The sequence below is a fragment of the Streptomyces sp. NPDC005820 genome, assembly GCF_040630255.1.
Taxonomy (GTDB): domain Bacteria; phylum Actinomycetota; class Actinomycetes; order Streptomycetales; family Streptomycetaceae; genus Streptomyces.
Genome location: NZ_JBEXXE010000007.1, coordinates 1 through 15,020, shown reverse-complemented (window position 1 = coordinate 15,020; position 15,020 = coordinate 1). Strand labels below are relative to the sequence as shown.

The 15,020-nt window shown below is 71.0% G+C and carries 13 protein-coding genes and 1 pseudogene; 11 read left to right on the top strand and 3 right to left on the bottom strand.

The features are described from left to right. Positions 1-142 precede the first annotated feature (142 nt). Positions 143-886, top strand: coding sequence for a carbonic anhydrase (locus ABZ464_RS10235; RefSeq protein ID WP_359273721.1), 744 nt, complete (start codon positions 143-145; stop codon positions 884-886). Positions 887-892: 6 nt separating this feature from the next. Here ABZ464_RS10235 and ABZ464_RS10230 read toward each other — a convergent pair whose 3' ends face one another. Then, entirely contained in the window at positions 893-1,642 is a 750-nt protein-coding gene (locus tag ABZ464_RS10230) for a trypsin-like peptidase domain-containing protein (protein ID WP_359273719.1), read from the bottom strand. A 140-nt stretch (positions 1,643-1,782) separates the two neighbouring features. Here ABZ464_RS10230 and ABZ464_RS10225 point away from each other — a divergent pair, with 140 nt between their 5' ends. Next, a complete protein-coding gene (locus tag ABZ464_RS10225; RefSeq protein WP_359273717.1) occupies positions 1,783-2,082 on the top strand; it encodes a DUF397 domain-containing protein in 300 nt (99 codons plus the stop codon). A gap of 42 nt (positions 2,083-2,124) precedes the next feature. Beyond that, positions 2,125-3,237, top strand: coding sequence for a hypothetical protein (locus ABZ464_RS10220; protein ID WP_359273714.1), 1,113 nt, complete (start codon positions 2,125-2,127; stop codon positions 3,235-3,237). A gap of 116 nt (positions 3,238-3,353) precedes the next feature. Here the strand turns inward: ABZ464_RS10220 and ABZ464_RS10215 are convergent, their stop codons facing one another. Beyond that, entirely contained in the window at positions 3,354-4,259 is a 906-nt protein-coding gene (locus ABZ464_RS10215) for an oxidoreductase (protein ID WP_359273711.1), read from the bottom strand. Positions 4,260-4,331: 72 nt separating this feature from the next. Between ABZ464_RS10215 and ABZ464_RS10210 the strand changes: the two are divergent. The 8 genes and pseudogenes from ABZ464_RS10210 to ABZ464_RS10175 form a co-directional block, all read left to right on the top strand. Next, positions 4,332-4,700: pseudogene (locus ABZ464_RS10210) on the top strand (helix-turn-helix domain-containing protein); the annotation flags it as partial. Positions 4,701-5,374: 674 nt separating this feature from the next. Then, positions 5,375-6,742 (top strand): S53 family peptidase, encoded by a 1,368-nt coding sequence (locus ABZ464_RS10205; protein WP_359273709.1) that lies wholly within the window; start codon positions 5,375-5,377, stop codon positions 6,740-6,742. A gap of 395 nt (positions 6,743-7,137) precedes the next feature. Beyond that, positions 7,138-7,446: a hypothetical protein gene (locus tag ABZ464_RS10200; RefSeq protein WP_014673544.1), complete on the top strand. Its 309-nt coding sequence runs from the start codon at positions 7,138-7,140 to the stop codon at positions 7,444-7,446. Positions 7,447-7,629: 183 nt separating this feature from the next. Then, complete coding sequence (locus ABZ464_RS10195) at positions 7,630-8,448, top strand: hypothetical protein (protein ID WP_359273707.1); 819 nt, start codon at positions 7,630-7,632, stop codon at positions 8,446-8,448. Then, positions 8,438-9,793 carry a hypothetical protein gene (locus ABZ464_RS10190; RefSeq protein WP_359273704.1) on the top strand — a complete coding sequence of 452 codons (1,356 nt, stop codon included), beginning with the start codon at positions 8,438-8,440 and terminating at the stop codon, positions 9,791-9,793. The genes ABZ464_RS10195 and ABZ464_RS10190 overlap by 11 nt, the downstream gene beginning before the upstream one ends. Beyond that, on the top strand, positions 9,790-11,358 hold the full coding sequence (locus ABZ464_RS10185) for an SCO6880 family protein (RefSeq protein WP_359273701.1): 1,569 nt from the start codon (positions 9,790-9,792) through the stop codon (positions 11,356-11,358). Before ABZ464_RS10190 ends, ABZ464_RS10185 begins: the two co-directional genes overlap by 4 nt. A 9-nt stretch (positions 11,359-11,367) precedes the next feature. Next, positions 11,368-12,795 carry an ATP-binding protein gene (locus ABZ464_RS10180; RefSeq protein WP_359273698.1) on the top strand — a complete coding sequence of 476 codons (1,428 nt, stop codon included), beginning with the start codon at positions 11,368-11,370 and terminating at the stop codon, positions 12,793-12,795. Between the two features lie 16 nt (positions 12,796-12,811). Next, on the top strand, positions 12,812-14,347 hold the full coding sequence (locus tag ABZ464_RS10175) for a type VI secretion protein (RefSeq protein WP_359273695.1): 1,536 nt from the start codon (positions 12,812-12,814) through the stop codon (positions 14,345-14,347). A gap of 7 nt (positions 14,348-14,354) precedes the next feature. Here the strand turns inward: ABZ464_RS10175 and ABZ464_RS10170 are convergent, their stop codons facing one another. Beyond that, a complete protein-coding gene (locus ABZ464_RS10170) occupies positions 14,355-14,915 on the bottom strand; it encodes a GNAT family N-acetyltransferase (RefSeq protein WP_359273692.1) in 561 nt (186 codons plus the stop codon). Positions 14,916-15,020 lie beyond the last annotated feature (105 nt).

The window sequence follows — 15,020 nt, the reverse complement described above, 5'->3', positions numbered from 1 at the left end:
TCTCGTGGTGATCATGTGCAGGGCGGACTCCGATAAACCCATCGTCAAGCCCACCCCAACAGCCACCCTTGTCCTCCCCATCCACGGCCATGATTCGGCAACGTCGGCACCGCGTACCGGACTCGGACATACGTTCCAAGCCGTGAACGCTGACCACACCCCCCACAGAACCGCGACCGCCCGCCGTTCCCTGTTGCGCGGTCTCGCCGGTGCCGTGACCCTGGGCGGCGGGCTCGCTCTCGGAGCGGCCCCCGCCTCCGCCGCATCGCACGGTGCCAAGGCCCCGACCAGCCCTCGTCCCACGACCGCCGACGAGGCCCTGCGCGAGCTGGCCGCGGGCAACCGCCGTTGGCGCAGCTACTGCGAGCGGCATCCCGACGAAACCCCGGCCGTCCGCCAGAGCCTGACGACCGGCCAGCACCCCTTCGCCGTGATCCTCGGCTGCATCGACTCCCGGGTCCCGCCCGAGCTGGTCTTCGACCAGGGCCTCGGCGACCTGATGACCGTCCGGACCGCCGGCGAGGTGCTCGACGAGGCGGTCCTCGGCAGCGTCGCCTACGGCGTGCTCGAACTGGGCATCCCGCTGGTCATGGTGCTCGGCCACCAGTCCTGCGGCGCCGTGAAGGCGGCCGTCCAGGCGGACCTGTCCGGTGAGCCGCTTCCCGCCCACATCCAGTACCTGGCCGACCAGATCGCCCCGAACATCGACCGCACGAAGGAGGGCGACGCCCGCGTCGACTCGACCATCGACGCCAACATACGAGCCGTCCGCTCCCGCCTCGCCGCCGAACCCGACCTCGCCGCGAAGATCTCCACCGGCGCACTGACCGTCGTGGGCGCCCGCTACGAGCTGACCACGCAGCTGGTCCACCGGGTCGACCGGTAGCAGCCCCTACGGGTCGGAGGCCGCGTCCCCGTACAGCTCCACGGCCTCCGACCCCAGCACCACGCTGTACGAGATGTCCGCGGTCGCCCCGCCCTGCTCGTGCCCGCCGAGGACGCCCACGATCTGCCCGTCCCCGTTCACCCACGGGCTGCCGCTGGTCCCGCCCGTGAAGTCGGGGCATTCGATGCGCTGTTGGGTGGAGCTGTGGGCGACGGGCCGGTTGACGCAACGGATCGGGACCTCGCGGGAGGTGGGGTACCCGGTGACCGTCACGGCGGTCGCACCGGTGGTCGTACGGGCGGCGAGCCGGTTGCCCCCCACGACGTCCTCGATCCCCTTGCCGTCCGCCCGCGCATGCACCGTCGCGAACGCCACATCACTGTCCTCGTCCTGGCCCTTCGCCCACCCGTCGGGCAGGAACACCCGGGCGACCTGCCAGACGCCGTACGGCGCCTTGCCGTCCCGATACCCCGGTACGAAGACCATCTCGCCGCCCCCGCCGAGGCAGTGCGCGGCCGTGACGAGGAGGTTGCGGTGGGGGGAGTGGACCACGGAGGCCGTACAGAAGTGGGCGCCGGTCGGACGGCCGGCGTCCGCCGCGGCGAACAGCGCGCCGACCCGCGCCGCATCGGCCGTCGCCGCGGCCACGGTGGTCACCCCCAGGGGCCCCGGCCCACCGTCGGCGGCCGCCTCGGAGGCGGAGGTGACGGCCACGGCGAGCAGCACGACCGTACCGAGCAGAGCGTTTCGCTTCACCGGCTTCACCGGACCCACTGTGTCCCACAAAGGTGAGAGAAGCATCAGGTGCTTTCCCTGTGGCCTTTCCCTGTGGCCTTTCCCTGTGCCCGACACTAGGGGCGTTCCCTGGCCCGTATTTCCCACAACGGAAGCCCACCATGCCTGACATCCCCGAGGTCCCCGAGGTCCCCGAGCGCCCCGAGCGCCCCGTCATCCCCGTCGACCTCACCTGGATCCGCGCCGCCCCGCCGGAGGCGACCGGGCCCGGTCCCTGGATCGAGATCGCCTTCGGCGAGCGGGACGGGGACGACGACGGCGAGGCGCCCGTCTACCTCCGTGAGACCAGCGCCCCGGACAACGTGGTCACCACCAACCGCCGCAAGTGGGACGCCTTCGTCCTCGGCGTCCAGGCAGGGGAGTTCGACCACTTCGTGGAGGGCGTCGAGCTCGGCGAGTGACCGGGCGGGGCGTTGTCAGTGGGGTGCCGTACGGTTCGAGACATGACCCGAACCGCCCGCCTGGTCGCCACCCTCGACGCCCCGCTCCCGGACCCGGACGCCGCCACCGTGGAGCTGGTCCGGCTGCGCGGAGGGCGTACGGCGCTCGTGCAGCGCGGCGACGACGAGGTGGTCGTACAGCCGCTGGACGACGCCTTCCAACCGCTGGAGCTCATACGGTTCCCGGCCCCGTGGACCCAGCGCTTCGGCACCTGCGCCGTCTCCCCCGACGCCGACGTCGTCGTCTTCGCGGGCACACACGCCCTGCGCGCGGTGGCCCCGAGCGGCGCCACCCTGTGGGAGATACGGCACGGCTGCTGGGGCTGCCCCGCATCGCACGACGCGTTCGAGGAGTACGCGACCGACGGCCGGCACACGTACCCCGAGGGCGGCTCCGCCGGCTTCTCCCCGGACGGCTCGCTGCTGTGGGCCCACATACGCGGCCCGCTCGCCGAGGGCGGCGAGCCGGACGCACGGCCTGTGGACGAGTGGCTGCTGCTCACCCCCGAGGACGGCCGGGTCCTGGCCCGGGTCGACGCGCGGGCGGCGGCCGCCGGCAGCGACCACGTCCCGCACCCGGACCCCCGCCAGATGGGCCTGAGCATCGGCGAGGGCCAGGACGGCGCGCCGATGCGCTGGGGCCGCTGGGACGGCGAGCGGCTGACGGTGGAGTACTTCGAGGGGCTGGATCTGGCCCTGCTGGACGTGAGCCCGTCCGGCGCGCACTTCATGACCGTCTCGCACGACCAGGACAAGCTCGCGCTGTACGAGACGGCGAGCGGGACGCGGGTCGTGGAGTGGGACGTGGAGGAGTCCGTGCCCCGGCACCCGGACGCCGAGCCGGAGAACGACGAGGTGTGGCCCGCCTGGGACTGGGCGGGCGGCTTCCTCGACGACTCGACGGTCGTCGCCGGGACCGTATGGCAGGACGAGGAGTGGGGCGAGGGCCGGCACTGGCTGGTCGCTCGGGGCTCGGCCGGTCCCGAGCCGCTCGTCTACCCGGGCCCGGGCCCGGGCCCGGTCACCAGCTCCCCGGCCACCTTGGGCGCAGGCCACTGGTACACGCACAGCGAGGACCACCGCACCCTCTCGGTGTGGACCCTCGGTCCACGCTGAGCCCCGCGCGCCCTCCCGGCCTCCGCCGCGCTTCCGCCGGGCCCCCTCCCGGCCTTCGCCGAGCCTCCGCCGGGCCCCGCCCGGCATCCGGCAGGCCCCCGCCGGGCCCCCGGCGCTCACCCCACGCCGATCCCCGACCGCACGCCGGTCAGCTCCTCCGACAGCGTCCACAGCCGCCGCGCCGCCTCCGCGTCGCTCGCCGCCGCCGAGCGTCCCACCAGCGTGGGCGCCCCGCGCATCTCGCCCAGCCCGTCCGGTCCGACATAGCTCGCGCCGGGCAGGTCCTGGGTCGCGGCGTACAGGGTGGGCAGGGCGCCCGCGTGGTCGTCCTGGGCGAACACGGCGTTGCCCACGCGCATGAAGACACGGGCCAGCGGGTTGGCCGCGTGGCTCTGCAGATTGGTCGCGGAGTACCCGGGGTGCGCGGCCAGCGCCCGTACGGCCGAGCCGGCCCCCGCGAGCCGGCGCTGGAGCTCCAGCGTGAACAACAGGTTCGCCAGCTTGGACTGGGCGTAGGCCCGCTGCGGGGTGTAGCTCGCCGTGAGGTTCGGATCGTCGAAGTCGATCACCGCGCCGCCCCACCGGTGCGCGCCCGAGGAGACGGTGACGACCCGGTCGGTGACGGCCGGCAGCAGCAGGTTGGTCAGCGCGAAGTGGCCCAGATGGTTCGTGCCGAACTGGCGCTCGAAGCCGTCCGCGGTCTCCTGCCGGGGCAGCATCATCACCCCGGCGTTGTTGATCAGGGTGTGCAGCGGGGCCCCGGCCCAGTCCGCCGCGAACTCCCGCACGGACGCCAGATCGGCCAGGTCGAGCCGCCGGACCTCGGTGCTGCCGCTCACCCGCGCGGCGGCGGCCCGCCCGCGCTCGGGGTCCCGTACCGCGAGGACGACATGCGCCCCCGCCCGGGCCAGCGCCTCGGTCGCGGTGAACCCGATGCCGCTGTTGGCGCCCGTGACGATCACCGTGTGCCCGGTGAGGTCGGGCAGATCCTTGGAACTCCACGCCTTCTTCTCAGCTGCCATACCGCCCAATGTAGGCGTCGACAACAATGCTGTCAACGACAACAATGCTGACGCCGTCAACACCGGGATACGATGGTCCGCATGCCGTCGTCGCCCACCGAGAGCCGCCCCTACCACCACGGCGACCTCCGCTCCGCCCTCCTCGCCACCGCCGAACGCACCCTGCGCGACAAGGGCGCCACCGCCCTCTCCCTGCGTGAACTGGCCCGCGAGATCGGCGTGAGCCATGCCGCGCCCGGCCGGCACTTCAAGGACAAGCAGTCCCTGCTCGACGCGCTCGCGGTGACCGGGTTCGACCGCATGGCCGAGACCCTGGAGGCCGCCGACGACCCGGCCCTCCCCCTGGAACCCCGGCTCACCGCGCTCGCCCGCGCCTACCTGGGCTTCGCCCTCGACAACGCCGCGCTCCTGGAACTGATGTACGCCCGCAAGCACGCCCCCAGAACCCCGGACACCACCGGCACCCCCAGAACCCCGGACACCACCGAAACCCGCAGAACCCCCGACACCACCGAAACCCGCAGAACCCCCGACACCCGCAGAACCCCCGACACCACCGACACCGCCGAAACCACCGGCGCCCCCAGCGCCACCCCCGGCCTCTCGGACGCCGACAGGATCGCCGCCGGCCTCGACCGCACGATCGGCGCGCTGGAGCGGCTGATCGCCGACGGACAGCGGCGCGGCGAGATCGTCGAGGGCGACCCGGCCCGGCTGACCCTGTTCCTGGGCTCCACCCTGCACGGGTACGCCTCGTTCGCGGCGAACGAGATGCTCACCCCCGAGGCGGTCCTCGCGGGCGTGGCCGACCTGGTCCACCACACCCTGCACGGCCTGATCCGCCACTGACCGCCAGGCCCCGCACCCCTGTGACCCGCCTGTGAGCCGAGTCAAGACCGAACCACCCGCCGCCCATCCCCCCACCATCGACGGGCAATCCCCCCACCCCGCCGAGTAAGGCGGAAGTCAGAACTCCGCAACCCTTCTTGTTGTCGCGTACTCAACAAGCGCACAGTCGTCGCGGGCCGCCGCCCGCCGCCGGGGACCACGCACCGGCGGCAACGCATCACCCCCCACCCGCACCGCCCCTGTCACCCACATTCAGGAGCTGTCCGTTGCGTACGACGACTTCCCCCAACCCCCCTGCCTCCGCGGGCAGATGGCGCCGCGTCGGCGCCTCCGTCCTCGGCACCGCGGCCCTCGTGCTCGCCGGCCTCGGCACCGCGGCCCACGCGAACGCCGCCCCCACGACCACCACCGCAGCCGCCACCGCGACCGCGACCGTCGGCACCAGCGCGAAGGTCACCTGGGCGGCCACCCCCTGCGCCACCCCCAAGCACCGGGGCGAACTCGCCTGTGACTCCTTCCGCGTCACCGGCGGCACCACCGCCTTCCAGAAGGCGCAGGCCAAGCAGACCGGCGACACCGCGCAGGTCACCCCCAAGGCCGCCGCAGCCAGCCCCACCGGCTACGGCCCCTCCGACCTCCAGGACGCCTACGGCCTGACCGACGCCGCCGCGAGCAACGGCGACGGCGAGACCATCGCGATCGTCGACGCCTACGACGACCCGAACGCCGAGGCCGACCTCGCCAAGTACCGCTCCTACTACGGCCTCTCCGCCTGCACCACCGCCAACGGCTGCTTCGAGAAGGTCAGCCAGACCGGCTCCACCACCTCCCTCCCCTCCGCCGACAGCGGCTGGGCCGAGGAGATCTCCCTCGACCTCGACATGGCCAGCGCGGTCTGCCCGAACTGCAACATCCTGCTCGTCGAGGCCAAGTCCGCCACCATGGCCAACCTCGGCACCGCGGTGAACCGGGCCGTCACCCTCGGCGCGAAGTACGTCTCCAACAGCTACGGCGGCTCCGAGTCCTCCTCGGACACCTCCTACGACTCCTCGTACTTCAACCACGCGGGCGTCGCCATCACCGTCAGCGCCGGCGACGAGGGCTACGGCGCCGAATACCCGGCAGCGTCCAGGTACGTGACGTCGGTGGGCGGCACCGCCCTGTCGTCCGCGTCCTCCACCACCCGCGGCTGGACCGAGAAGGTCTGGAACACGTCGAGCACCGAGGGCACCGGCTCCGGCTGCTCCTCCTACGACGCCAAGCCCAGTTGGCAGACCGACACCGGCTGCTCCAAGCGCACCATCTCCGACGTCTCGGCCGTCGCCGACCCCGCCACCGGCGTCTCCGTCTACGACTCCTACGGCGTCACCGCCGGCTGGTACACCTTCGGCGGCACCAGCGCCTCCGCGCCCATCATCGCCGCGGTCTACGCCCTCGCCGGCACCCCCGGCAGCAGCGACTACCCGGCCTCGTACCCCTACGCCTACCTCGGCACCTCGTCCCTGAACGACGTCACCAGCGGCAGCAACGGCACCTGCTCCTCCAGCGCGAGCTACCTGTGCACCGCCAAGTCCGGCTACGACGGCCCCACCGGCGTCGGCACCCCGGAGGGCATCGACGCCTTCACCGGCTGACATCCCCTCACCACCCCGAAGGACAGCCGCAGTGGACCGTGGGGGCCACCGTGGCAAGGGCGAACGGGCCGCGGCATCCAGCCGCGGCCCGTTCGCCATGCGCCCCAGCCGGACATGAGACCATCGAAACGTGCACTCACCCGACCAGCCGTCAGAAACTGCACGGTGCCGTGAAGTGGGTCAACGACGGAACCACACCCAGGTTCCGTTCCGGCCTCATTGCCCGGCGTGACCTGCCGTGATACACAGAGTGACCGTACCAACCATTCATACGAATCCCACCCGTCAATGACGCCAAGTCGACATACGGCGGCGGCATCGTCGGCGACAATGAGTCCTGACCTCTGCACTCCGCAGGGGGCACGCGGAACTACCCACCAGGGGCGGTGACTTACATGCTGTTCGCGGCCGACAAGGGCGACATCAACACCATCATCGGCGGGATCGCTCCGGACTGGGGGCCCTTCGGCAGCCTGGGCAACGAGGCGAAGGTGATGATCGAGGTCGTGATGGCGGTGGCCATCCTCCTCTGCCTCGGCATCGCCGTCTGGGGTGCGGCCAAACAGCGCATCGGCGCCACGGCCCTGAGGGACACCTTCAGTGCGGAACAGGGCAAGGGCCTCATCATCGCCGGACTCACCGGCGTCTTCATCATCGGCTCCCTCGGCACACTGTTCACAATCGTGTACGGCATGGCCGTATAGCCACCCGAACCGGCCCCGTCCCGGCCCCATCCGGCCCGTCCTTCCCCGCCCACCCGTCGTGCCCACCGGCTGAGGTTGCGTTTCCCTGATGTCGAGTCACCACACCGCGCCCGCGCGGGAACCAGCACGGCTACCGTCGTACTTCTACGCTTTTCAGTACGGCAGCGAGGGGGCGAACGCGGCATGACTCCCGGCGACGAACACGACTACGGCGAGCCCGCGGGCACCCGCGTCCGCCTGCCCGAGACCGACCCCTACGGCGGCGCCCGCCGCCCCACCCGCTCCTCCTCCCGCAGCCTGGTCACCGTGGTCGGCATCGTCGTCCTCCTCATCGCGGCCATCGCCTTCGCGAACCGCGGAGGCGACGACTCCACCACCTCGGAAGCCACCCCCGACGGCAACAAGCCGAAAACAACATCAACAGCAGCCACCGGGACGAAGCCGGTGGACACGAAGAGCGGCGGGATCCCCTCGGGCTTCGCGCACACCGAGCAGGGCGCCCAGTCCGCCGGCGCCAACTACGCCGTGGCACTGGGCTCGACCGGCATGTTCCAGAAGGACACCAGACACACCCTCGTCGACACCGTCTACACCAAGAGCGCCGCAGCCAAACTGCAGAGCGCCATGGACCAGGCCTACTCGGCGGACTTCCTCGCCAAGATGGGCCTCGACGCGGACGGCAACGCCCCCAAGGGCAACACCTTCGTCTCCCGCGTGGTCCCCGTCGGCACGACCGTCAAGAACTACTCCGACACCACCACCCAGGTCGCCGTCTGGTACCTGGGCCTGATCGGCATGTCCGGCACGGACTCGACCGACCCCGTCACCTCGTCGTGGAAGACCTGGACCTTCGACCTGACCTGGGCCGACGGCGACTGGAAGATCAGCACCGACAGCCAGAAGGACGGCCCCGCCCCGGTCCCCGGCGATGACACGGCCGCCACGTCCGACGAGATCAGCAAGGCCATCGAGGAGTACGGAGGGTTCACGTATGCCCGGTAACCCGCACCGCCTGCTCAGGCTCGCCGGAGTCGTGACGACCGTTCAGACGAGCGCCGTCCTGCTGGCCACCCGTGCCTTCGCGGCCCCGACACCCGACCCCTCGCCCACCCCGTCGGGCTCGGCGTCCCCCTCGCCCAGCGGCTCCCTCGACTGCAGCCTCATCTCCGGCGAGGCCAAGAAGTACTGCGAACGCGGCAACAACTCCTCCGGCAGCACCACCACCAACCCCGGCGTCTCCGACACCCTCGACCCCCTCTCCTCCCTCGCCAAGGGCTGTGCCGACGCCGCCTCCTGGACCGTCGACAAGCTCAGCGAAGCCGTGAAGGAGACCGCCAACGTCGACTTCACCAACACCAAGTTCCTCCAGCAGTACGCCGTCGTCTTCGCCGCCTCCACCGTCCTCACCCTCGTCCTGTGGCTCCTGGCCGTCGCCAAGCGAGCCGTCCGAGGCGTCCCCCTCACCACCGCCATCGGCGAAGCCGTCGGCTTCCTCTGGCTCACCGTCCTCGCCTCCGCCTTCACCCCCCTGATCCTCTACACGGTCGTCTCGGCCACGGACGGCATCACCGAAGTCCTCGCGAAGACCACCGGCGACCAGACCGACACCTTCTTCGGCACCTTCTCCGCCGCCCTCGCCAAGGGCGAGAACATCGGCGGCGGCCCGATCATGCTGATCGTCGTCTCCCTCGTCTCCATCCTCGCCGCCGGCGTCCTCTGGCTGGAGCTCGTCATCCGGGCCGCCCTCCTCTACGTCGGCGCCCTCCTCGGCACCGTCGTCTACGCCGGCCTCGTCGACAAGAACCTGTGGAGCCACGTCCGCCGCTGGGCCGGCATCATGATCGCCGTCATCCTGGTCAAACCGGTCATCGTGATCGTCCTCGGCCTCGCCGGCGCCCTCTCCTCCGACAACGGCCCCGACGCCTTCTCCGCCGTCGTCTCCGGCCTCGCCATCATCCTGCTCGCCATCTTCGCCAGCGCGATGATCTACCGCTTCGTCCCCGGCTTCGGCGACGAGATCGCGGGCTCCCGCAACAACCGCATCATGCAGGGCGCCGAAGGCAAGGCCGCCGCCGTCATCAGCTCCCCCGCGACCCTCGTCGCCCAGGGCATCAAGACCCACAGCACCCGCGCCGACAACAACGGCGGCGGAGGCGGCCAGTCCTCGTCCGCCCCCCGCCCCTCGAACCCCGCCTCCGGCGGCGTCGCCGCACACAGCTCGCGCCCCTCGAACGGAGGCGGCGGATCTGTCCCCTCCGCCGCACCCGCCCCCCGCTCGAGCAGCCCGATGAACACCCCGCACACCGGCAACACCCGCAACAACCGCACGGGAGGTGAAGGGCGTTGACGACGGATTCCCATCTGGCCCACGTGTCCCACGTGGTCTCGCCCCGCCGCACATATCTCATCGGCCGCGCCCGGCCGAACGCCATCGTCGGCCGCAACCGCGAAACCGGCGAGATCGCGCTGATCGTCGTCGGCGCGTTCCTCGGCATGATGTGCGGACTCCTCGTCCCCCTCCTCCCCCTGCGCATCGTGCTGCTCGCCGGCTTCCCGGTGATCGCGCTCGCCGCGGTCTACGTGCCGTACAAGCACCGCACGTTCTACAAGTGGTTCGAGATCAACCGCAGCTACAAGCGCACCCTCCGCCAGGGCACGACCTACCGCTCCGGCGCCATGGAGGCCGGCACCCGCATCGACGGCCAGGAGGTCGAGGTCGGCCCGCCCCCGGGCATCGGCCGCATCAGCTGGCTGGCCGCCCCCTTCGGCCCCGACGAGATCGCCGTACTCCTGCACGCGGACCGCCGTACCGTCACCGCCGCCATCGAGATCGAGGGCCCCGGCGTCGGCCTGCGCGACAGCGAGGACCAGGAAGCCCTCGTCGACCGCTTCGGCACCCTCCTCAAGCACGTGGCCAACGGCGACGGCTTCGTCACCCGCCTGCAGATGCTCGCCCGCACCCTCCCCGCCGACCCCGACGCCCACGCCAAGGACGTCACCCAGCGCGGGGACGACAAGGCACCGGGCTGGCTGGCCCAGTCCTACGACCAACTCCAGTCCATGGTCTCCACCAGCAGCGAGCAGCACCGCGCCTACCTCGTCGCCTGTATGCACTACACCCGCGAGCTGGCCGCCGAGGCGCACGCCATGGCCCGCGCCGCCCGCCCCCAGTCCGGCCGCAAGCTCGACCGCGACGCCGGACTCGCCGTCGTCATGGCCCGCGAGCTCACCGACATCTGCTCCCGCCTCCAGGAGGCGGACATCCGCGTCCGCCAGCCCCTCGGCCAGGGCCGGCTGTCCTCCCTGATCCACTCCATGTACGACCCGGACCACCCCATCGACCACATCCAGGCGATGACCCGGCGCAACGCCTGGCCGGCCGAGCTGGACGCCATGGAACCCACGTTCCTCCAGGCCAAGACCCGCGAGTCGACCACCCGCGCCCCCTGGTGCCACGCCACCGCCTGGGTCAAGGAATGGCCGATGACCCCCGTGGGCGTCAACTTCCTCGCGCCGCTCCTGGTCCACACCCCGGACGTCATCCGCACCGTCGCCGTCACGATGGACCTCGAACCCACCGAGATCGCCATCGAACGCATGCTCACCGAGAAGACCAACGACGAGGCCGAGGCCAGCCGCGCCGCCAAAATGAACCGAACCGTCGACCCCCGCGACGTCGCCGCCCACTCCCGCCTCGACCAGCGCGGCGAGGACCTCGCCTCCGGCGCCGCCGGCGTCAACCTGGTCGGCTACATCACCGTCTCCTCCCGCACCCCCGAGGCCCTCGCCCGCGACAAGCGCACGATAAGGGCGTCCGCAGGCAAGTCGTACCTGAAGCTGGAGTGGTGCGACCGCGAGCACCACCGCGCGTTCGTGAACACGCTCCCGTTCGCCACCGGCATCCGAAGGTAGGGGCATCACATGCGGGACCCGCTGTCCGTCCTCACCGACGCCTTCACGTCCTTCCTCTTCGGCAAGGTCGAGACCACCCGCCTGCCCGTCCGCACCTCCACCGGCCAGGCCCAGGCGGTCTACCTCCCGACAGCCGCCCCCGGCCTGGGCGACTCCGGCGTCATCATCGGCCGCGAGGTCTACTCCGGGAAGGGCTACATCTACGACCCCTTCCAGCTGTACGGCCAGCAGCTCCCCGCCCCGCACTGGCTGGTCCTCGGCGAGTCCGGCAACGGCAAGTCGGCGCTGGAGAAGACCTACGTCCTGCGCCAGCTCCGCTTCCGCGACCGCCAGGTCGTCGTCCTGGACGCCCAGGGCGAGGACGGCGTCGGCGAATGGAACCTCATCGCCCAGGCCCTCGGCATAACTCCCATCCGCCTGGACCCGACGGCCGCCCTGAACGACGGCATCCGGCTGAACCCCCTGGACCCGTCGATCACCACGACGGGCCAGCTGGCGCTGCTCCGCACCATCATCGAAGTGGCGATGGGCCACGGCCTCGACGAACGCTCCGGCTTCGCCCTCAAGGTCGCCCACGCCTACGTCAACGAGACCATCGTCGAACGCCAGCCGGTGCTGATGGACATCGTCGAACAACTCCGCCACCCCGAGCCCGAATCGGCCGAGGCGATGAACGTCGCCATAGACGACGTCCGCGCCTGGGGCCTGGACGTGGCCCTCGTCCTGGACCGCCTGGTCGACGGCGACCTCCGAGGCATGTTCGACGGCCCCACAACGGTGGGCATCGACCTCGACGCCCCCCTGATCGTCTTCGACCTCTCCCACATCGACCGCAACTCCATCGCCATGCCCATCCTCATGGCCATCGTGGGCGTCTGGCTGGAACACACCTGGATCCGCCCCGACCGGAAGAAGCGCATCTTCCTGGTCGAGGAGGCCTGGCACATCATCAACAGCCCCTTCGTGGCCCAGCTCTTCCAGCGGCTGCTGAAGTTCGGCCGCCGCCTCGGCCTGTCCTTCGTCGCGGTGGTCCACCACCTGTCCGACGTCGTCGACGGCGCGGCGGCGAAGGAAGCCGCAGCCATCCTCAAGATGGCGTCGACCAGGACGATCTACGCCCAGAAGGCCGACGAGGCAAGGGCGACCGGCCGGGTCCTGGGCCTCCCCCGCTGGGCGGTGGAGATCATCCCCACCCTCACCCCCGGTATCGCCGTCTGGGACGTCAACGGCAATGTCCAGGTGGTCAAACACCTGGTCACGGAGACGGAACGCCCCCTGGTCTTCACCGACCGGGCGATGACGGAGTCCTCCACGGACCACCTGACCGCCGAGGACGCCCTGCACGCCGCCGAACTCGAACAGGAACGGCGAGCGACGGCCTTCATGGAACAGCACCTGGCCGACTTGGACGACTCGTCCGAGTCGACGGTGGCCTAGCGGCGGGGGGGTTGCCATGAGACCCGGTGACGAGCACGCCCCCGCCCGCGCAGGCGGCCAGGCCGGCGGCATCCCCGACGGCCTCCTGGTGGGCCTGCTCGCCTTCCTCCTCGGCATGACCCTCCTGGTCTGGACGGCCACAGGCCTGGCAGCCCTCTTCACCCACGGCTCCTGGCCCACCGGCGTCACCTTCACCCGGACCCCCCTGGCCATGCGCCACCTCATCGCCCAGCCCCACGACATCCCCGGCGCCTGGCCCGACGCCACCCCCACCGCCCTCTCCGGCTACGGCCTCTTCTGGGGCCTCTTCATCGGCCAACTGATGATCCTCTTCGTCCTCACGGTGTTCGCCATAGGGACGGTGGCCCGCTGGCGAGCGGTGCGAGCCCGTAGAAAGGCAGGCCCCGAGCCCGAGGCCCAGCCGTACGAGGTACCGACCCCCAGACCCGAGGCTCAGCCGTACGAGGTACCGACCCCCAGAACCGCACACGAGCCGCAGCGAGCACGGACCACGGAAGCGGAGCCGGCGCGAGACCCTGCTCCTGTAGTCGAACGGGAGCCTCAGGCCCCCTTGCCCGCTTCTCTGTCCCACGGTGAACGGGTGGGCGGGTGGGAAACCACTCGCGCCGAAGGCGCGGTCCTCTACGCCCCACCGGACACTCGCAGAGCCACCGCCACCCAGGCCATCCGAGACGCCGAGGGCGCAGCCCTCATCCTCACCTCCAACCCCACGCTCTGGCAGGACACCAAGGACGCCAGAGCCAAACTGGGCCCGGTCCATCTCTACGACCCCACTCACCTCTGCGACACCCCCGCCCGCCTCCACTGGTCCCCCACCACCGGCTGCGAGGACAAGGCGACAGCGGCCCACCGAGCCACCGCCCTCCTCACCCCCGTACGCCCCACCGCACGCCTCGACCAAGCAGTCGCCGACACCGCCGAAACCCTCCTCCGCAGCTACCTCCACGCCGCCGCCATCGACGGCCGCACCATCCGCCATGTCCACCGCTGGTCCCAGGGCACCGGCATCCAGGACGCGGTCCGCACGCTCCGTACGAACCCGAAGGCCGCCCCCGGCTCCGCGGGCGAACTGGAAGCCGCCCTCACCGCCCACCCCGAACGCCGCGACATCGCCCAGGAACTCACCTCCCGCGCCCTCTCCGCCCTCTCCACGATCAACATCCGCGAGGCATGCACTCCCAACCGAACTGATGCTCTCGCCTTGGATTCCTTCGTGGACGAAGGGGGAACGCTTTATGTGGTCGGCGAATCCCTCGAGGACCCCAGGACAAACCCAGGCGCCATGCCTCTCCTCACGGCCCTCGTCTCCAGCGTGGTCGAGCGCGGCCGGCGCATGGCCGAACGGTCATCCTCCGGTCGCCTCGACCCACCACTGACCCTGATCCTGGACGACATCGCCGCTGTAGCACCTCTCCCCCAACTCCCGGACCTCCTGTCGACCGGCGCGGACCGCGGGCTCCCCACCCTGGCTCTCCTGCGCTCCCGCGAACAGGCGAGAGCCCGCTGGCCCCACCACGAACTACCGGTCTGAGAGAGATCTACCCGCGCTCGCGCACGAACTCGATCTCGACCTGCCCCGAGAAGTCCCCGAATCCGTCCCCTACGGGTGCCGCGATCCCGCTCGGCGCGAACCCCACCTTCCGATAGGCCTGCTGCGCCCGCAGATTCTCCTCGTGCACCAGCAACCGCACCCGCTCCACGCCAACCCCCCAGGCCCACTCCACCCCGGCCTCGAACAACTCCCGGGTCACCGCACCCCCACGCCACTCGGGCCGCACATACACGCCGACCACATGGCCCTGCCGCCGCTCAACGGGCAGCCCGGCCCAGTCGACGCTCCCGGCCTCCTCCACCAGCACGGTGACGCTCCCGACCCACTCCCCACCGGCCGCTTCCGCGACGAACTGCCGCGCCCCGCCGGCCCCTTCACCGCTCCCCAGGGCCCGCTCCTGCCAGAAGGAGTCCGGCAGCGCCACGGCATGCTCGTACGTCTCGAGAAAGGCGATGGCCGCTGCGGAATCCTTGAGCGCCTCCAACCGCAACGCCTTGACCAGACCCCACTCTTCCGCCCGTATACCCCGCACAACAAAGTCATTCATGAGGTCACCTTAAACGCAGAAAACCCCCGCACCATACGGTGCGGGGGTTTCCCGGAATGATTGTTCGGCGGTGTCCTACTCTCCCACAGGGTCCCCCCTGCAGTA

Excerpts from the sequence above, each read along its gene's own strand:
- ABZ464_RS10225 (WP_359273717.1), top strand. The coding sequence starts at position 1,783 with ATGCCTGACATCCCCGAGGTCCCCGAGGTCCCCGAGCGCCCCGAGCGC.
- ABZ464_RS10220 (WP_359273714.1), top strand. The coding sequence starts at position 2,125 with ATGACCCGAACCGCCCGCCTGGTCGCCACCCTCGACGCCCCGCTCCCG.
- ABZ464_RS10215 (WP_359273711.1), bottom strand. The coding sequence starts at position 4,259 with ATGGCAGCTGAGAAGAAGGCGTGGAGTTCCAAGGATCTGCCCGACCTC.
- ABZ464_RS10200 (WP_014673544.1), top strand. The coding sequence starts at position 7,138 with ATGCTGTTCGCGGCCGACAAGGGCGACATCAACACCATCATCGGCGGG.
- ABZ464_RS10195 (WP_359273707.1), top strand. The coding sequence starts at position 7,630 with ATGACTCCCGGCGACGAACACGACTACGGCGAGCCCGCGGGCACCCGC.
- ABZ464_RS10190 (WP_359273704.1), top strand. The coding sequence starts at position 8,438 with ATGCCCGGTAACCCGCACCGCCTGCTCAGGCTCGCCGGAGTCGTGACG.
- ABZ464_RS10180 (WP_359273698.1), top strand. The coding sequence starts at position 11,368 with ATGCGGGACCCGCTGTCCGTCCTCACCGACGCCTTCACGTCCTTCCTC.
- ABZ464_RS10175 (WP_359273695.1), top strand. The coding sequence starts at position 12,812 with ATGAGACCCGGTGACGAGCACGCCCCCGCCCGCGCAGGCGGCCAGGCC.
- ABZ464_RS10170 (WP_359273692.1), bottom strand. The coding sequence starts at position 14,915 with ATGAATGACTTTGTTGTGCGGGGTATACGGGCGGAAGAGTGGGGTCTG.